This is a genomic window from Kitasatospora sp. CB01950 (genome assembly GCF_001905465.1).
In the GTDB taxonomy this organism is placed as follows: domain Bacteria; phylum Actinomycetota; class Actinomycetes; order Streptomycetales; family Streptomycetaceae; genus Kitasatospora.
The window spans coordinates 717,756-735,222 of record NZ_LISX01000002.1 but is presented as its reverse complement, the minus strand read 5'-3'; the positions used below and the strand labels follow the sequence as shown (position 1 = coordinate 735,222).

General features: G+C 74.8%; 14 protein-coding genes. 7 read left to right on the top strand and 7 right to left on the bottom strand.

Going from position 1 to position 17,467, the window contains the following annotated elements:
- Positions 1-135: 135 nt before the first annotated feature.
- From AMK19_RS08120 to AMK19_RS08110, 3 genes are all read left to right on the top strand, one after another.
- On the top strand, positions 136-3,174 hold the full coding sequence (locus tag AMK19_RS08120; protein WP_158071877.1) for a type 2 lanthipeptide synthetase LanM family protein: 3,039 nt from the start codon (positions 136-138) through the stop codon (positions 3,172-3,174).
- A 139-nt stretch (positions 3,175-3,313) separates the two neighbouring features.
- Positions 3,314-3,550, top strand: coding sequence for a hypothetical protein (locus tag AMK19_RS08115; protein ID WP_073809271.1), 237 nt, complete (start codon positions 3,314-3,316; stop codon positions 3,548-3,550).
- Between the two features lie 57 nt (positions 3,551-3,607).
- On the top strand, positions 3,608-6,598 hold the full coding sequence (locus AMK19_RS08110; protein WP_073809269.1) for a helix-turn-helix transcriptional regulator: 2,991 nt from the start codon (positions 3,608-3,610) through the stop codon (positions 6,596-6,598).
- Positions 6,599-6,645: 47 nt separating this feature from the next.
- Here AMK19_RS08110 and AMK19_RS08105 read toward each other — a convergent pair whose 3' ends face one another.
- Positions 6,646-9,141 carry an ATP-dependent Clp protease ATP-binding subunit gene (locus AMK19_RS08105; RefSeq protein WP_073809267.1) on the bottom strand — a complete coding sequence of 832 codons (2,496 nt, stop codon included), beginning with the start codon at positions 9,139-9,141 and terminating at the stop codon, positions 6,646-6,648.
- A gap of 257 nt (positions 9,142-9,398) precedes the next feature.
- On the opposite strand from AMK19_RS08105, the gene AMK19_RS08100 reads away from it, so the two are divergent.
- Together AMK19_RS08100 and AMK19_RS08095 are read left to right on the top strand one after the other, a co-directional pair.
- Entirely contained in the window at positions 9,399-10,331 is a 933-nt protein-coding gene (locus tag AMK19_RS08100) for a polysaccharide deacetylase family protein (RefSeq protein ID WP_073809265.1), read from the top strand.
- 80 nt (positions 10,332-10,411) lie between these two features.
- Complete coding sequence (locus tag AMK19_RS08095) at positions 10,412-11,452, top strand: GNAT family N-acetyltransferase (RefSeq protein WP_073809263.1); 1,041 nt, start codon at positions 10,412-10,414, stop codon at positions 11,450-11,452.
- On the opposite strand, the gene AMK19_RS08090 is transcribed toward AMK19_RS08095, so the two are convergent.
- Positions 11,439-11,855 carry a YchJ family protein gene (locus AMK19_RS08090; protein ID WP_143200091.1) on the bottom strand — a complete coding sequence of 139 codons (417 nt, stop codon included), beginning with the start codon at positions 11,853-11,855 and terminating at the stop codon, positions 11,439-11,441. The two genes, AMK19_RS08095 and AMK19_RS08090, sit on opposite strands and share 14 nt — an antisense overlap.
- A 176-nt stretch (positions 11,856-12,031) precedes the next feature.
- Between AMK19_RS08090 and AMK19_RS08085 the strand changes: the two genes are divergently transcribed.
- A complete protein-coding gene (locus AMK19_RS08085; protein ID WP_073809260.1) occupies positions 12,032-12,526 on the top strand; it encodes a hypothetical protein in 495 nt (164 codons plus the stop codon).
- Positions 12,527-12,539: 13 nt separating this feature from the next.
- On the opposite strand, the gene AMK19_RS08080 is transcribed toward AMK19_RS08085, so the two are convergent.
- Positions 12,540-12,926, bottom strand: coding sequence for an RNA-binding S4 domain-containing protein (locus tag AMK19_RS08080; protein WP_073809258.1), 387 nt, complete (start codon positions 12,924-12,926; stop codon positions 12,540-12,542).
- Positions 12,927-13,033: 107 nt separating this feature from the next.
- Here AMK19_RS08080 and AMK19_RS08075 point away from each other — a divergent pair, with 107 nt between their 5' ends.
- Positions 13,034-15,037, top strand: a complete 2,004-nt coding sequence (locus AMK19_RS08075; protein ID WP_073809257.1) for an oxidoreductase — start codon at positions 13,034-13,036, stop codon at positions 15,035-15,037.
- Positions 15,038-15,151: 114 nt separating this feature from the next.
- On the opposite strand, the gene AMK19_RS08070 is transcribed toward AMK19_RS08075, so the two are convergent.
- From AMK19_RS08070 to AMK19_RS08060, 4 genes are all read right to left on the bottom strand, one after another.
- Entirely contained in the window at positions 15,152-15,565 is a 414-nt protein-coding gene (locus tag AMK19_RS08070; protein WP_073809255.1) for a hypothetical protein, read from the bottom strand.
- A 100-nt stretch (positions 15,566-15,665) separates the two neighbouring features.
- Positions 15,666-16,190: a hypothetical protein gene (locus AMK19_RS08065; RefSeq protein WP_073809254.1), complete on the bottom strand. Its 525-nt coding sequence runs from the start codon at positions 16,188-16,190 to the stop codon at positions 15,666-15,668.
- Positions 16,187-16,357: a hypothetical protein gene (locus AMK19_RS35885; RefSeq protein WP_158071876.1), complete on the bottom strand. Its 171-nt coding sequence runs from the start codon at positions 16,355-16,357 to the stop codon at positions 16,187-16,189. The genes AMK19_RS08065 and AMK19_RS35885 overlap by 4 nt, the downstream gene beginning before the upstream one ends.
- A gap of 77 nt (positions 16,358-16,434) precedes the next feature.
- The gene (locus AMK19_RS08060; RefSeq protein WP_073809252.1) at positions 16,435-17,295 is read right to left on the bottom strand and encodes a S1 family peptidase; all 861 of its coding nucleotides are present in this window, start codon (positions 17,293-17,295) and stop codon (positions 16,435-16,437) included.
- Positions 17,296-17,467 lie beyond the last annotated feature (172 nt).

The window sequence follows — 17,467 nt, the reverse complement described above, 5'->3', positions numbered from 1 at the left end:
GCCCGGAAGGCTCCGTTCCCATCCGGGCGGCGCCCCCGATTTCCCTACGTACCGGCGGCCACCCGCCGCCCGTGCGCGGGAATATGGGGGCCGCCCCCCATGTCCGCGAACCCGCAGCTCGCCATGCTCATAACCATGACGGATCCCACAGCCACTTGGGGCCGGGACGGCGACGGCCCCTGGTGGGCACCGGCGTTGAGCCTGACCGAACGCCTGCCCGGCGCAGCCGACGAGCACCCGCCGCACCCGGCGGGGCGCTCGGCCGGAGCGCCGCGCACGGAGCCCGCCGAGCCGGCGGAGCGCCGACTCGCCGTCTGGCAGGGAGAGTTCGACGGCAGACTCGACGAGTGGCTGGCCGACCAGGGCGCGGACCGCGCCCGACTGCGGGCGCTGCTGGCCGAGCCGGCCGAGAGCCTGGCGGCGCGGGTCGCGGAGACGCCCGAGTGGGTCGGCTTCGTCCGGCACGCGGTCGCCGCCGCGTCCCTCCCGACGGGCGCCGCCGAGGAGTTGACGCCGTGGGCGGCCGGATTCGCGACCGTGGTCGCCCCGTTCACCGCCGCCGCACTGGCGGCGCTGCGGGCCGAACCGGACTGGAAGGCCGTCGGCGAGGTCGCGGAACTCCCGAACCTGGAACGGGACTTCGAGTGCAGCCTGACGTCCCGGCTGGTGCGGGTCGCCGACCGGACGCTGGTGCTGGAACTGAACATGGCCCGGATCGGCGGCGCCCTGCGCGGGACGAACGGCCAGGAACGGTTCGACGACTTCGTCCAACAGGCCCGGACGCCGCAGCGGTTGACCGCACTGCTCACCGAATACCCGGTGTTGGCAAGGCTGTTGGCGCACTGCTGCCAGGACGCGGTGGCCGCCTGGACCGAACTGGCGAACCGGTTCACCGCCGACCGGACAGCTCTCGCACAGGAGTTGTTCGCCGACGCCGACCCGGGCCGGCTGGTCCGGATACGGACCGGCGCGGGGGACCGGCACGCCCACGGACGCACCGTGGCCGTCCTGGAGTTCGCCGACGGGCGGCACGCCGTGTACAAGCCGCGCCCGCTGGCCGTCCACCGGCACTGGAACGAACTGCTGCGGCTGCTCGCCGAGTCGGTGCCGGACGCCGCGCTGCGCACGCTCACCGTGCTGGACCGGGGCGACTACGGCTGGCTGGAGTTCGTCGGGGCCGGGCCGTGCGCGGACCGGCACGGCGTGGACCGCTTCTACCGGCGGCTCGGCGTGCAACTGGCGCTGCTGCACGTCCTCGGCGGCACCGACATCCACTACGAGAACCTGATCGCCGCCGCCGACCAGCCCGTCCTGGTGGACCTGGAGACGCTGTTCCACCCCGACCAGGCGCCGGCCGAGCCGCTCGGCGACGACCCCGCGCGGCGCGTGCTCGCCGACTCCGTGCAGCGGATCTCGCTGCTGCCGTTCCCGATGTTCGGCGAGCACGGCGCACTCGACATCTCGGGCCTCGGCGGGGACGACGGCGCGCCCCTGCCGATGTCCGTGCCCGGCTGGGCGGACGCCGGCACCGACCGGATGCGGCTGGTGCGCGAACAGGGCCGGCTGCGGCGGGCCGACAACCGGCCCCGGCTCGACGGGGCGGACGTCGACCCGCAGGAGTACACCGAGTCACTGGTCGCCGGATTCCGCGCCGGCTACCGCGCACTCGCCGACGCCGCCCCCCGACTCGCCGCCCCCGGAGGCCCGTTGGAGAACTTCGCGGCCGACACCGTGCGCGTCGTGGTCCGCCCCACCCGGCGGTACGCGACGCTGCTGGAGGAGTCCACCCACCCCGACGCGCTGCGCGACGGCCTCGACCGCGACCGGCTGCTTGCCCTGCTCTGGCGCGAGTCCGCCGATGACCCGCACCGCCGCCCGCTGGCCGCCTCCGAACACGCCGAACTCTGGCGCGGCGACATCCCGCTGTTCACCGCCACCGCCGGAGACGGACGCCTGCACGCCGACGGCCGCCCCTGCGGCCCGGCCGCCGCCGACAACGGCGTCGACCGGACCCGGCAGCGGCTCGCCGCACTCGACCGCACCGACCTCTACGACCAGGAGTGGATCGTCCGCGCCGCGCTGGCCACCCGGTCCGCCGGACCCGGCTCGACACCGGCCGCCCCGCCCGGACAGTCGCGCCCGCCCGTCGCCCCCGACCCCGACCGACTGCTCGCCGCCGCCTGCGACCTCGCCGACCGCATCCTGGCCCACGCCCACGGCGACCGGCGCCGCGTCAACTGGCTCACCCTGGAACCCATCACCGACCGCCAGTGGGCCCTGATGCCGCAGGGCGCGGCCCTCGACGGCGGCTACCTCGGCACCGCACTGTTCCTCGCCCAGCTCGCCGCCCTCACCGGCACCGCCCGCTACGCCGAGACCGCGCGCCGCGCCGTCCGGGCCCTGCCCCCGCTGCTCGACGCCCTCGCCAAGGACCCCGCCCACCTCGACGCCGTCGGCGCGGGCGGCTTCACCGGACTCGCCGGCATCGCCTACGGGCTGGCCCGACTGGACGCCCTGCACCTCGACGACACCGGCGCACTGGCCGAGGCCGCCCGGACGGCCGTCCGGCTCACCGCCCGCGCCGCGAACGCCGCACCCCTCGAAGACCCGCACCCCGACGGGCAGTTGCTCTCCGGCGACGCCGGCTGCCTGGCCGCCATGCTGGCCGTCCACCGGCTCACCGGCGACCCGGCCGCCGCCACCGCCGCCGACCACTGCGCCCAGCGGCTCGCCGCCACCCCCGACCCCACCCCCGACGGAGCCGCGCACCGCCGCTGGGCCCTGCACCGCTACGCCGCCACCGGACGCAGCATCCCGCTGCCCGGACCCGCACCCGCCCGGGTGCTCGGCCCCGCCGCCCGCCTCGCCGCCGCCCACACCCCCGGAACCGCGCCGCCCCCGGCGCCCGTCGCACCCGCCGCCGACCACAGCCTGCTGCACGGCGACAGCGCCACCCTGGAACTCCTGCTCACCGGCCACCCGACCTGCACGGCCACCCGCGCCGCCGCCCTGCTCGGCGAGCTCGACCACGCCGGGCCCCGCTGCGCCACCCCGTCCGGCATCCCCACCCCGGGACTGCTCACCGGCCTCGCCGGCATCGGCCACACCCTGCTGCGCCTCGCCCACCCCGCGGACGTGCCCTGCGTCCTGCTGCTGGAGCCCCCGCGCAGCTGACCGCCCGCAGCGCCGATCCCGGCCGCGAGCCGTCGCCACACTCCCGCACCTCCCCCGCTCCGACGATCCGTCGGACGACACTCCCGCCGCGGCAGCCCCACCCGGCATGCCGTTCACCACGCCACCCAGGAGGACCACCATGACCACCGCCACCCTCGTCGCCCCGTGGGAGATCTCCGAGTTCGGCGCCGACATGCGGACGCCGCACCCCGCCGGCGAGATCGTCCCGGCCCTGCGCGGAACCGAACTCCCGCGGATGCGGCGGGCGTTGGTGCTGTCGGGATGGGTGGCGCCGGAACTCGGCACGTTCGACATCAGCACCAACGACACGACCGCGCCGTCCACCCTCACCTCCCTCTCGTTCACCGAGGACTGAGCAGGGTACGAAAAGTCCCCATGGCCCGATGACGGCGCGGGCGGCTAGCCTGCGTGAATGCTCACCTCCTCGCCCTATGTCGTGGGTCGCGCCGAGGAACTTCGGGTCCTGCTCGACGGGTTGATCGACGCCCGTCGGAGGATGGGCCGCGCGGTGTTCGTCGGCGGCGAAGCGGGAATCGGCAAGACCCGGCTGACCGCCGACTGCGCCTACCGGGCGGTCGCGGACGGGATGGCGGTGCTCCGCGGCCGGGGCAGCAGCGCCGGCGCGCCGGTGCCGTTCCGGCCGATCGCCGAGGCGCTGCTGTCGCTGTTCCGGGTGAGCGGGCCCCCGCAGGACCCGGCCCTCGCCCCGTACCGGTCCGCGCTGGCGGCCCTGGTCCCGGACTGGCGGGGAGAGCAACGTCCGGCCGCACCACCGTCGTTGACCGACATCGCGGAGGCGCTGCTGCGCCTGCTCGGCGCGGTCGGCCGGGCCGACCCGGACCGGCCGCCGCGCGGCTGCCTGCTGATCGTCGAGGACCTGCACGAGGCGGACGCGGAGACCCTGGCCGTACTCGACTACGTGATCGACAACCTCGACGGCCTGCCCGTCCTGCTGGTCGCGACGCTCCGTCAACACCCCGGACCGGCCCTCGACCTGGCGCTCGACACCGCCGCCCGCCGGCAGGCCCGGCGGCTCGACCTGCACCCGCTGGACGACTCGCAGACCGCCGAACTCGCCGCCGCCTGCCTGTCCGCCGCCCCCGGCGCGCTGCCCGCCGCCGTGGCCGAGCGGGTGGTCCGGGACGCCGGCGGAAACCCGTTCGTGATCGAGGAGTTGCTCACCGGCATGGTCACCGCCGGGGCGCTGCGCCGCGACCCCGAACGGGGCTGGGAGGTGTTCGGCGACCTCGGCATCGAGGTGCCCACCACGGTGGTGCGCAGCGTCGTGCAGCGCGCCGCCCGGATCGACCCGGCCGGCCGGGAGATGCTCAACGTCGCCGCCGTCCTCGGGCGGCGCTTCGCGCTGCCGGTGCTGCAACTGGTCACCGGCCTGGACGACCGCAGCCTGCTGATCCACCTGCGGGCCGGCATCGACGCCCGGCTGCTGTCGCCGAGCGGGCCGGTCGCCGACCGGTACGAGTTCCGGCACGCGATGGTCGCGGACGCGCTGCTGGCCGACCTGCTGCCCGCCGAACGGGCCGCGATCGCCCGCCGCGCGGCCGGCGAGGTGGAACGCGCCTACCCCGGACTGCCCGGCGAGTGGCGGCAGTTGGTGGCCGTCCTGCGGCAGGCCGCGGGCGAACCGGAGGCCGCCGCCCGACTGTTCGCCGAGGCCGCCGAGGAGGCCCGGCAGAGCGGGGCGACCGAGTCCGCCGTCGCACTGCTGGAACGCGCCCTGGAACTGGTCGGCGGGGACGGCGCCGCCACGGCCGCCGCCAGCGCGATCCGCGAGCAGCTGGTGCACGCCCTCGCCGACAGCGGCCGCTTCGACCAGGCCCGCGACCTCGCCCGGACGCTCCCGCTGGGCGGCCCGGCCGCGCTCGGCGACGACCGCACCGCCGCCCTGCACCTGCGCCTGGCCCGGGCCGCCGCCACCGCCGGCCGCCTCGCGGACGCCGCCGAACAGACCGCCCTGGTCCGCACCCTGCTCGGCCCGGCGGCCGGCCCGGAACGGACCTGCGCCCTGGAGGTGGTGGAGGCCCACCTCGCGCTGGCCGGCGTCGGCAGCGCGGCGCCGGACAGCGGGCTGCCGGAGGGCGGGGTGGCGGAGGGTGAGCTGCGCACCGCCGCCGCCGAACGGCTGGCCCGCCGCGCCGCCGAACGCGCCGAGGCCGCCGGGCTGACCGAAGTCGCCTGCCAGGCCTGGCAGTTGCTCGCTCTGCTGGAACGCCGCAAGGGCTTCGACCGGGCCGACGCATGCCTGCGCCGACTGCTCGACCTGGCCGCCCGGCACCGGCTCCCCGGCTGGCAGGTCGACGCCCAACTCCGGCTCGGAGTCAACGAGTTCATGCGGATCGGGGAGTCCGTCCAACTGGAGCGGGCGCACCGGGCAGCGGTCGACCTGGGGGCGCTCGACCTGGTCCGCTCCGCCGAGGCGACGCTCGCCATGCACGCCGTGCTGCGCGGCGACTACGCCCGGGCCCGGACCCTCACCGACCAGGGCCTGGAGGCCAGCGCCCGGCTGCGCAACGTCGACCACCACCATTTCCTGCTGCTGACCAGGGCGATGGTGGCCGCCCACCAGGGCCGGCGGACCGAAATGGCCGACGTGCTGGCCGAGTTTGACCGCTGGGACGGCGCGGACTCCTTACAGCTGCCGCTGGCCCACGGCAACTGCCGGGCGGTCTGCGCACTGCTGGAGGAGGACCGGGCGCTGGCCCTCGCCGAGTTCGACCTGGCCCGCCGCTGGGAGGCCCGGCACCCGTCCGTCTTCTACCTCAACGGCGCGCACGGCCTGTACCCGCTGCTGCGCGCGCTGGCCGGCGCCGAGTCCGCCGAGGAGCACGCCCGGACGGCCGCCGACCACGCTGCCACGCTGGCCTGGAACCGGCAGTTCGAACGGCTCGCGCACGCCGTCCACCTGGGCCGGGCCGGGCAGGCCGGGGCCGCCGCCGAGGCCGTCGCGGAGGCCGCCCGGGCGGCCCGCCCGTTCGAGATGGCCCGCCACCTGGGGCTGCGGCTGGTCGCCGAGGCCGCGCTCGCCGACGGCTGGGGCGAGCCGGTGCTCTGGCTGCGCAGCGCCGAGGAGTACTTCCACCGGGCCGGCGTGCCGGCCGTCGGCGCCGCCTGCCGCCGCCTGCTGCGCGAGGCCGGGGCGAGCGTCCCGCAGCGGCGCACCGGTACCGAGCAGGTCCCCGAGCCGCTGCGCGGACGGCGGGTGACGGTGCGCGAGTACGAGGTGGTGCTGCTGGTCGCGCAGCGGCTCGGCAACCAGGAGATCGCCGCCCGGCTCAGCATCTCGCCGCGGACGGTGGAGAAGCACGTGGCCAGCCTGCTGGAGAAGGCCGACCAGCCCAACCGGGCCGCCCTCGCCAACTGGGCGGCCCGGGTCACCTCGCCGTGACTCGGTACTGAGGTGACCCGGTACGGCGTGCGTCGGCCCGAGGCGGATCAGGACGGCGCGGGTTCGCCGATGGAGACGACCAGTTCGCCGTCCCGGGCGTCCGCGACGATGGTGTCGCCGGGCTGCGCGTCGCCGGAGAGCAGCATGCCGGCGAGCCGGTTGTCCAGCTGCGTCTGGATGGTGCGGCGCAGCGGCCGGGCGCCGAACTCGGGCTGGTGGCCGCGGTCCACCAGCCACTTCTTGGCCGCCTCGGTGACGTCGAGTTCCAGGCCCTGCGCCTTCACCCGCCGCTCGGAGTTGCCCAGCATCAGGTCGACGATCCGCAGCAGGTCGTACTCGCCGAGCGCGTCGAAGACGATGATGTCGTCGATCCGGTTGAGGAACTCCGGCAGGAAGCGGCCGCGCAGTTCGGTCATCAACCGGTCGCGGATCTCGTCGGTCTCGCCGCGGTGGGAGAGGATCAGCTGCGAGCCGATGTTGGAGGTCATGATGACCACGGTGTTGCGGAAGTCCACGGTGCGGCCCTGGGCGTCCGTCAGCCGCCCGTCGTCCAGGACCTGGAGCAGCGCGTTGAAGACGTCCGGGTGGGCCTTCTCGACCTCGTCGAAGAGCAGCACGCTGTACGGGCGGCGGCGGACGGCCTCGGTGAGCTGCCCGGCCTCCTCGTAGCCGACGTACCCGGGCGGGGCGCCGACCAGGCGGGAGACGGTGTGCTTCTCCTGGAACTCGCTCATGTCGAAACGCACCAGGCGGTCCTCGTCGCCGAAGATCAACTCGGCCAGGGCCTTGGCGAGTTCGGTCTTGCCGACGCCGGTCGGGCCGAGGAACAGGAACGAGCCGACCGGGCGGTTCGGGTCGGCCATGCCGGCCCGGCTGCGGCGCACCGCCTCGGAGACCGCGACCACCGCCTTGTCCTGGCCGATCACCCGGGCGTGCAGCTGCTCCTCCAGCTTCAGCAGCCGCGCCTTCTCGTCCTCGGTGAGCTGGGAGACCGGGATGCCGGTCTGCCGGGACAGCACGTCGGCGATGTCGTCGACGGTGACGGAGACGACGCCCTCGCGGCGCTCCTCGATCTCGGCGTTCTGCGACTCCAGGTCGGCGATCCGGGTCTTCAGCTCGGACGCCCGGGCGAAGTCCTCGGCGGCCACCGCCTCGTCCTTCTCCCTTTGCAGCTTGGCGAGTTCGTCCTCCCGGCCGATCACCTCGGTGGAGCGGCCCAGGCCGCGCAGCCGGACCCGGGCGCCGGCCTGGTCCATCAGGTCGATCGCCTTGTCGGGCAGGAACCGGTCGGAGACGTACCGGTCGGACAGGTCGGCGGCGGCCCGCAGCGCGTCGTCGGTGAACCGCACCTGGTGGTGCGCCTCGTAGGAGTCGCGCAGGCCCTCCAGGATCTGCACGGTCTCCTCGACGGACGGTTCCGGGATCAGCACCGGCTGGAAGCGCCGCTCCAGCGCCGCGTCCTTCTCGACGTACCGGCGGTACTCGTCGATGGTGGTGGCGCCGATCACGTGCAACTCGCCCCGGGCCAGGGCGGGTTTGAGCATGTTGCCGGCGTCCATCGCGCCCTCGCCGCCGGCACCCGCGCCGACCACGGTGTGCAGCTCGTCGATGAACAGGATGGTCGAGTCGGCGGCCTCCCGGACCTCGTCGATGACGCTCTTCAGCCGCTCCTCGAACTCGCCCCGGTACTTCGCGCCCGCGACCAGGCCGGACAGGTCCAGCGAGACCACCCGGCGGTCCTTCAGGGTGGCCGGGACGTCGCCCGTGACGACCCGCTGGGCCAGGCCCTCGACGATGGCGGTCTTGCCGACGCCGGGCTCGCCGATCAGCACCGGGTTGTTCTTGGAGCGGCGGGAGAGGATCTCGATGGTCTGCTCGATCTCCTCGGCCCGGCCGACCACCGGGTCGAGCCTGCCCAGCTTGGCGTCCTCGGTCAGGTCGCGCCCGTACTCGTCGAGTGTGGGCGTTCTGCTCTCCGGCTTGGCCGGGACGCCGCGCTCGCCCCGGGCGGCCGCCGCCTCCGCGCCGCGCTGCAGCCGGGACGCGTCCGCGCCGTGCGCGGTCAGCAGCCGGCCCGCCGCCGAGTCGGGGTCGTCCAGGAGAGCGGCCAGGATGTGCTCCGGCCCGATGTACGAGACCCCGGCGGCCTGCGAACGGGCGTGCGCGCCGATCAGCACCCGCTTGGCGGCCGGTGTCAGACCGGGCTCCACGGAGGGGTCCGCCTCGCCCGCCGGCAGCGTGCGCTCGATGGTGGCGGCGAGCTTGTCCGGGTCCGCGCCGGCCTGGGCCAGCAGCGACCGGGCCGGGTCGGTCAGGGCCGCCGCCCACAGCAGGTGTGGCGTGTCGAGGTCGGCGCTGCCGTCCTCCTGGGCGCGCAGCTCGGCCCGGCCGATCAGGTCCCGGGCGGACTCGGTGAGCAGCCGCCCGATCGGGACCCGCTGGACGGCGGGCGGGGCGGCGGCCGGGTTCAGGCCGAAGAAGCGATTCAGCAGTTCGGAGAAGGCGTCGTTGGGGCCGAGCGAGCCGAAGCCGGGCATGGTCATTGTGAGGGCACTCCCATGGGCGGACGGGCAGCAGTCCCCCAGAACTATGCCAATCCGTTACAAATGCCGCAAAGCGGTGTGATCCGGACAGGTGGTGCGTATGCGCCCCGGCCCGCGCCGAGCCCGTTCCCAGGAACCTTTCAGGAATTTGGGACAGCCATTACTGCCGCATGGGACGCTGATGACCTGAACTCCGACGGGCATCCCGGGCCGAACGCCCGGGGTGCCCGTCCGTGCCACCGGTCGAGGGGGAAGCCATGCCGACCACGGATCGCGCCGCCCGGCGCCGGGGGATCGACGCCCTGCTGCGACACTCCCCGCTCCAACCCGTCTTCCGGGCCCGGGCCGCCCGCCGCCTCGCCGTCCTCGCCTACCACGGCATCGACGACCCGGTCGCCTTCCGTGCTCAGATGGAACGCCTCGCCCGCACCGCCCACCCCGTCGGCCCCGAACAGGTCGCCGACGCCGCCGAACGCCGCCGGCCGCTCCCGCCGCGCAGCGTGCTGGTCACCTTCGACGACGGCGACCACACCGTCCTCACCCGCGCCCTGCCGATCCTCGCCCGCCTGCGCATCCCCGCCGCCGCGTACGTCATCACCGACCTCGTCGACACCGACCGCCCCTACTGGTGGACCGAGGCCGCCCACCTCGTCCGGCACGGCGGCCGCACCCCCGCGCTGCACGGACTCGGACCCGCCGCCGCCGTCCACCGCCTCAAGACCCTCCCCGACGCCCAACGCCTGCTCTCGCTGGCCGAGTTGCGCGCCACCGCCCGCCGACAGGCCCCCGGGCAGCGGCAGTTGAGCGCCCCCGAGATCCGCACCCTCCTCGACGGCGGCCTGACCATCGGCAACCACACCGCCTCCCACCCCTGTCTCGACCGCTGCGACGACGACCCCCTCGACGCCCAACTCGTCGACGCCCACGACCGGTTGACCGGCTGGCTCGGCCACCCGCCGACCACCTTCGCCTACCCCAACGGCAACCACGACCCGCGTGCCGAGACCGTCCTGCGCACCCTCGGCTACCGCACCGCGTTCCTCTTCGACCACCGCCACGCCGATCTCGTCCCGACCCACCGCCTGCGCATCAGCCGCCTCCGGGTCAACTCCCACACCGGCCCCGACCGCTTCGACACCATCCTCTCGGGCCTCCACCCTGCCGTTCACCGCCTCCGCGGCGGCCGGTGAAGACCGCGCCGCGGAGCCGGTCGCGGGTCGAACTGCCCAGGTGTCGGGGAGAGTTCGCCGTCGAGAAAGGGGAATCTGCTGTGACGGATGCGCCGGAGATCCTGCGCACGCCCGACCTGGACGGCGAACTCGTCCGCCAGTGGCGGGAGTTGATCGCCGACGACCCGGACGGGTCGTGGTTCGCCGGGCCGGACTGGGTGCTGGCGTGGTGGCGGACGCTCGGCGCCGGGCAGCGGGGCGAGGTGGCGGTCTGGCGCGGGCCGGACGGGCGGGTCGAGGCGGTCGCGCCGCTCGGCCGGGCGCGGGTGCGGGCGCACCACCGGGTGCCGGTCGCGGTGCCGGTGCTCACGCTGCTCGGCGCCGGGCCCGGGGCCGCCGACCACTGCGGGCCCGCCGTCCGGCCGCACCGGCGGGGCGAGGTGGCCGAGTGGCTGGCCCGGCAGGCCCGCCGGAGCACCCTGTGGCTGCCCTCGTGGGACTCGTCGCACGAGGACCTGCTGCCGCCCGGCGCCCGGCCCGTCACCCGGACCGCCTGCCCGCGACTCGACCTCGCCGCCGGGCCCGACCGCCTCGGCTCGCGCGACTTCCGGGCCGCCAATCGCCGCGCCCACCGCCGACTGGCCGCCGCCGGCGTCACCTTCGAATGGCTGCCGCCCGCCGCCGCCGGGCCCGCCCTGCTGGACGAACTGCTGCGCCTGCACCGGCTGCGCCGCCAGGCCGCCGCCGGCGGGGTGAGCAGCTTCGACGCGGGCCGGCTGCCACTGCACCGGGCACTGCTGGAGACCGCCCGGCCCGACTGCGGACCGGCCTTTCAACTCGCCCGCCACGACGGCGAGTTGATCGGCGTGCTGTACGGCTTCCGGTGGGCCGACCGGTTCGCCTACTACCAGATCGGCTGGGACCAGCGGTGGGCCGCCGAGTCGCTGGGCACCGCCCTGATCGACGCGGCGATCCGCACCTGCGCGGCCGACGGCGTGCGGGTCTTCGACTTCCTGCGCGGCGACGAGCCGTACAAGTACCGGTTCGGCGCGCAGGACCGCACCGACACCGGGTGGCTGTTGCCGCGCGGCGCGGGCGGGGCGCTGCTCGGCCTCAAGTACCGCCTGCTCAGGGCTGGATGACGCCGTCCAGGTAGACCCACTCGCCCCCGTGGCGGACGAAGCGGCTGTTCTCCTGCATCGCGCCGGCCCGCCCGCGCTCGCGGAAGTGGGCGCGGAACTCGACGGTGCCGTCCTGGTGGAACGGGCCGCCGTCGCCGGCGCCGAGGATCTCCAGGCGCTCCCAGCGCAGCGACGGGTCGAAGTCCACCGAGGCGGGCCGGGTGTCCGGGTGCCAGGACCGCAGCAGGTACGGCTCGTCCCGCACCGCGAAGGCACTGAACCGCGAGCGCATCAGCTGCTCGGCGCTGATCGCCGTCGCCTCGCCGCGGTGCAGCCGCCCGCAGCAGTCGTCGTACGCGGCGGGCAGCCCGCACGGGCAGGCAGTCGGAGCGGCAGGGGCGGAGGGGGTGCGTCGGCGGGCCATGGCGACCATTATCGCCGCCGCGCGAACGGGGCCTTTCGCTGCCGCACGAGCGGGCCTGTCGCTGCCGCGCGAGCGGGGTCGCGGCCATGCGGACGGGTGTGCCGGACAGGCGCACCGCAGGCCTCGCGGGGCAGGATGGGCGGGGTTGAAGCGACCGTCGGCGAAGGGGACCTGCGATGAGCGACCACCACCACAACGTGCTGCTGCTCGGCTTCACCGACCGGGCGGCGTGCCGGCGGGCGTACGAGGACGCGATGCACCTGCCGGGGGTCCGGCAGGTCGCGGTGCTGGAGCGCAGCGACGAGGGGATCGTCGACATCCCGGAGAGCCACATCCGGGGTGCGGGCGTGCCGACCGTCGGCTCGGGGCTGGTGGGCGGGCTGGTGGGGCTGCTCGGCGGTCCGATCGGGGTGCTGCTGGGCTTCGCGGCGGGCGCGGCGATCGGCAACGCCGCCGAGCAGACCGAGATCACCGACGGCGGCGCGGGCCTGATCGTGCTGTCGTCCCGGGTGGAGAACGGCCGGGCGCTGCTGGTGCTGGACGTGGTCGAGCACGACAGCGCACCCGTCGACGAACTGGCCGCGAGATACGGGGCCCCGGTGGAACGGATCTCCGCCGAGCAGTTCGCCGAGCAGGTGCGGATCGCCAAGGAGCGGGCCGAGCAGGGCTGAAGTCCGCTCAGGATTACGGGCGGTGGCCGTCGCGGAGCTTCTCCAGGTCGCGGCGGTCGCGCTTGGTGGGACGTCCGGTGCCGCGGTCGCGCAGACCGACCTCGGCGGGGCGTTCGGTACGCGGCGGCGGGGGCGGGCTGTGGTCGACGTAGCAGGTCTCGGCGACGGGCGCGCCGACCCGCTTGGCGATCGGCCGGACCACCCGGACGATCCGCTCCCGGCCCTCGACCCGCACCCGCACGTCGTCGCCCGCCTTGACGTGCTGCGCGGGCTTGGCGGTGGCCCCGTTGACCTTCACGTGCCCGGCCCGGCAGGCCGCGCCCGCCGCCGAGCGGGTCTTGATCAGCCGGATCGCCCAGATCCAGCTGTCGATCCGCACGCTCGCCTCGTCCGTACTCATGGCCCGACTCTATCGCCGAGCGGTCGCCGCCCAGCTTTGTGCAACTAGTTGCAGAGAAAGTCCGCCGCCCCCTACCGTTGGGTAACAAATCCTGACCGGAGGCGTCGATGACTGCTGCGTACCCCCACCTGCTGGCCCCGCTCGACCTGGGCTTCACCACCCTGCGGAACCGGGTGGTGATGGGTTCCATGCACGTCGGCCTGGAGGAGGCCGAGCACGGCTTCGAGCGGATGGCCGCGTTCTACGCCGAGCGCGCCCGCGGCGGCGTCGGCCTGATCGTCACCGGCGGCATCGCCCCCAACGAGGCCGGCCGGCCGTGGGGCGGCGGTGCCAAGCTCACCACCGAGCAGGAGGCCGCCGACCACCGCGCGATCACCGACGCCGTGCACGCCGAGGGCGGAAAGATCGCCCTGCAGATCCTGCACTTCGGCCGCTACGCCTACCACCAGGACCTGGTCGCCCCGTCCGCCCTCCAGGCCCCGATCAGCCCGTTCGTTCCGCACGAGCTGACCGAGGACGAGATCGAGCAGACCATCGAGGACTTCGCCCGCTGCGCCGAACTCGCCCGCTCCGCCGGGTACGACGGCGTCGAGATCATGGGCTCCGAGGGCTACCTGATCAACGAGTTCATCGCCCGCCAGACCAACCACCGCACCGACGGCTGGGGCGGCTCGTACGAGAACCGGATGCGCTTCCCGATCGAGATCGTCCGCCGGGTGCGCGAACGGGTCGGCGCGGACTTCATCGTCGTCTACCGGCTGTCCATGCTCGACCTGGTGCCCGGCGGCTCCACCTTCGACGAGGTCGTCCGGCTCGCCCAGGAGATCGAGGCGGCCGGCGCCACCATCATCAACACCGGCATCGGCTGGCACGAGGCCCGCATCCCCACCATCGCCACCTCCGTGCCGCGCGGCGCGTTCGCCTGGGTGACGAAGAAGCTGATGGGGAAGGTCGGCATCCCGCTGGTCACCACCAACCGCATCAACACCCCCGACATCGCCGAGGAACTGCTCGCCACCGGCCACGCCGACCTGGTCTCGCTGGCCCGCCCGATGCTCGCCGACGCCGCCTTCGTCAACAAGGCCGCCGCGGGCACCCCCGAGGCCATCAACACCTGCATCGGCTGCAACCAGGCCTGCCTCGACCACACCTTCAGCGGCAAGATCACCTCCTGCCTGGTCAACCCGCGCGCCTGCCACGAGACCGAACTCGTCCTCTCGCCCACGCAGCTGCGCAAGCGGATCGCCGTGGTCGGCGCCGGCCCCGCCGGCCTCGCCTTCGCCGTCTCCGCCGCCGACCGCGGCCACCACGTCACCCTGTTCGACGCCGCCGAGGAGATCGGCGGACAGCTGAACGTCGCCCGCCGCGTCCCCGGCAAGCAGGAGTTCGACGAGACGCTGCGCTACTACCGGCACGAACTCGCCCGCACCGGCGTCGAGTTGCGCCTCGGTACGCTCGCCGACGCGGAGGCCCTCACCGGCTGGGACGAGGTGGTGCTCGCCACCGGCGTCACCCCGCGCGTCCCCGAGATCGACGGCATCGACCACCCGAGCGTGCTCGGCTACCTCGACGTGCTGCGCGACGGCGCGAAGGTCGGCGACCGCGTCGCCGTGATCGGCGCCGGCGGCATCGGCTTCGACGTCGCCGAATACCTCACCGCCCCGGGCGCCGACTCCGACTTCCTCGCCACCTGGGGCGTCGACCCCGACCACACCACCCCCGGCGGCCTCGCCGCCCCCGCCCGCCCCGCCGTCCCGCGCAGCGTCCACCTGCTCCAGCGCAAGACCGGCAAGGTCGGCGCCGGCCTCGGCAAGACCACCGGCTGGATCCACCGCACCGAACTGCGCCACCGCGGCGTGGTCATGGTCCCCGGCGTCGAGTACCGCCGCATCGACGACGCCGGCCTGCACGTCGTCGTCGACGGCGTCGAACAGACCCTCCCCGTCGACACCGTCGTCCTCTGCGCCGGCCAGGAACCCCGCCGCGACCTGGTCGAGGCCCTCCACGCCCGCGGCATCACCCCGCACCTGATCGGCGGCGCCGACCTCGCCGCCGAACTCGACGCCAAGCGCGCCATCGACCAGGGCACCCGCCTGGCGGCCACGCTCTGACACCAGGTCAGCAGTAGGTGAGCGGGCGGCCCGTGCGCAGACAGCGCCGGGCCGCCCGCAGGCACATCGCGACGTAGAACGGCGCCGACACCGCGGCGGAGCGCCCTTTCCCGCTCACCCCCGGCCCGGTCCGGTCCGCCCGGTCTGTTCGGTCCGCCCGGTCTGTCCGGAGTGGCGAGGGGCGGTCGGGACGGGGTTCGCGCGCATCGCCCTGCGGTACCGGACCAGCCAGACGATGTCGAAGAGGCCGCGGGTCGCCGGGTCGCCGCGCATCAGCGGAGGGAGGCCGAGGTTCGCCCGCAGGCCCGCGTCCAGGACGGCGTCGGTGCGCCAGAACGAGGTGACCAGCCCCGTCGCGCACGCGAACCCGAAGCCGGTGGGCCCGATCCCGGCCGGGCGGAGCAGCAGGCCCACGGCGACCAGCACCGCGCAGACGACGAACAGCGGGACTCGCCGCCGGGCACCGGCGTAGCCGGCCAGAGGCAGCCCGACGGCGCCGAGGACCGCCAGTGCGGTGGCCGCGTTCACCGCGCACCTCCAAGTCGTCCGAGCCGCGCGACCTGCGCGGGTGCCGCCGAGAGCGCCGAATCGGCAGCCCCGCCCGCCCGATGTGCCGCCGTGGCCCGGCTCACTGCGCGCCCGTCAGCAGCCACACCGCGACGGCGAGGACCGGAAGCAGCAGCAGATCGGCCCACTCGACGCGGAACGTCCGTACGGCGCGGGGGAGTTCGGCCGTCGATGACGCCGCGGCCCGGGCCTCCCCGGCAAGGCGGCGCACCGTCCGCCGGGCGTCCTGCACCCGTCGGCCGTCGAAGACGGACGCCGACATCGCCCACAGGTGGACCTCGCCCAGCCCGTCCACGGCGATCGCGCTGCCCCTGGAACGCCCGACCGGGTGGACCGAGCGCAGGGGGACGCGGTAGGTGACGAAGGGGTTCACCACGACGAGGCGGTCGCCCTCGGTGTACACCCGGGGCGACACTCCGATGCGGCGGAAGCTCCAGGCTGCGGCGGCCGGCAGGGTCGTGACGAGCACCGCGTCCCAGGGCCGGGTGAGCCCGCCGCCGTCCATGAGCTGGAAGACGAGGACGAAGGGCTGCGCGCCGATCAGCGCCCAACTGGCCACGGCCAGCGGCAGGTTGCGGTACTTCACGAGAGGCCCGCCGTCGACTCGGCGTGGCGGGCGGCGAGTTCGGCGTCCGGCGTGGCGGCGACTGCGGTCAGGGCGTCGGTGCCGCTCGCGAGCGGGACCGGGCCGAGAGCGACGAGCCCCGGCCCGATGAGGTGGTGCGAGGGGTTCCGGTACGTCCGGGTGTTCATTCGGTGCGTGTTCCTTACGGTGGTGCCGGTGGGGCGCCGCCCGGGTCGGGCGCCGCCCCACCGTGTGGAGCGGGGGATCAGTAGAGCGAGACGCCGTACGCCGAGAGGGCCGCCGTGACGGGCTGGAAGAATGTGGTGCCGCCGCTGGTGCAGTCGCCGCTGCCGCCGGAGGTCAGGCCGATGGCCTTGGTGCCGTCGTAGAGGGGGCCGCCGGAGTCGCCGCCCTCGGCGCAGACGTTGGTCTGGATCAGGCCGCGGACGGTGCTGCCGTCGGAGTAGCGGACGGTGGCGTTCAGGGCGGTGACGGTGCCGCCGTGGGTGCCGGTGGTGGAGCCGGTGCGCTTGACGGCCTCGCCGACGTACGCGCCGGCCGCCGACCAGCCGCCGGGGTGGCTGGTCGAGCTGTACTTCACCAGCGCGTAGTCGGTGCCCGGGAAGCTGGAGCTGACGGTGGAGCCGACCACCGTGGACTGGCCGGAGTTGCTGTACCAGGTGCTCGCGATGTTGCCGCAGTGGCCGGCGGTCAGGAAGTAGTACACGCCGCCCTTGACCACGTTGAAGCCCAGCGAGCACCGGTAGCCGCCGCCGTAGATGGCTGCGCCTGCGGAGAGCAGCGGGTTGAACGTTCCTGCGGTGCGCTCGATCTTGAGGTGCTTGGAGCCGGCGGCCTTGCCGAGCTCGGCGAGCGCCGCGGGGGTGACGCTGCTGTCGGCCGTCACGACGACCTGGCCGGTGGCCTGGTCGGTGTGCCAGGCGATGCCGTTGACGCCGGCCTGCTCGACTGCGCTGCTGACCTGGTCCAACGCGTCGGCCGCCGGGGCGGCGGCGATGGCGCCGGGTGCCGCGAGGGCGGTCGCCGCGGCGAGTGCGACGGCGACGGCGAGCACCCGTCCGCGGGCGCGGGACGGGGTGGTGGGGGTGGTGCGCATGGTCCTCACAGTTCTCCTCCTGGGGTGTGGGGGAGGCCCGGACAGTCGACGGGCCGTGAGGCGCGGGCAGGCGGCGATCGCGGTCCGGTCGACTACCGCCGATTCCCGGACCCAGTTCTGATCTGCCCCTGACAAGCGCTGCAGGGAGTATTTCGGCACCGGCCGAACCGGCGCAAGACCC

What these genes read in the sequence shown, in the direction of transcription:
- AMK19_RS08120 (WP_158071877.1), top strand. Translation starts at nt 136, where the DNA reads ATGACGGATCCCACAGCCACTTGGGGCCGGGACGGCGACGGCCCCTGG.
- AMK19_RS35885 (WP_158071876.1), bottom strand. Translation starts at nt 16,357, where the DNA reads ATGAACACCCGGACGTACCGGAACCCCTCGCACCACCTCATCGGGCCG.
- AMK19_RS08100 (WP_073809265.1), top strand. Translation starts at nt 9,399, where the DNA reads ATGCCGACCACGGATCGCGCCGCCCGGCGCCGGGGGATCGACGCCCTG.
- AMK19_RS08105 (WP_073809267.1), bottom strand. Translation starts at nt 9,141, where the DNA reads ATGACCATGCCCGGCTTCGGCTCGCTCGGCCCCAACGACGCCTTCTCC.
- AMK19_RS08115 (WP_073809271.1), top strand. Translation starts at nt 3,314, where the DNA reads ATGACCACCGCCACCCTCGTCGCCCCGTGGGAGATCTCCGAGTTCGGC.
- AMK19_RS08075 (WP_073809257.1), top strand. Translation starts at nt 13,034, where the DNA reads ATGACTGCTGCGTACCCCCACCTGCTGGCCCCGCTCGACCTGGGCTTC.
- AMK19_RS08090 (WP_143200091.1), bottom strand. Translation starts at nt 11,855, where the DNA reads ATGGCCCGCCGACGCACCCCCTCCGCCCCTGCCGCTCCGACTGCCTGC.
- AMK19_RS08080 (WP_073809258.1), bottom strand. Translation starts at nt 12,926, where the DNA reads ATGAGTACGGACGAGGCGAGCGTGCGGATCGACAGCTGGATCTGGGCG.
- AMK19_RS08110 (WP_073809269.1), top strand. Translation starts at nt 3,608, where the DNA reads ATGCTCACCTCCTCGCCCTATGTCGTGGGTCGCGCCGAGGAACTTCGG.
- AMK19_RS08085 (WP_073809260.1), top strand. Translation starts at nt 12,032, where the DNA reads ATGAGCGACCACCACCACAACGTGCTGCTGCTCGGCTTCACCGACCGG.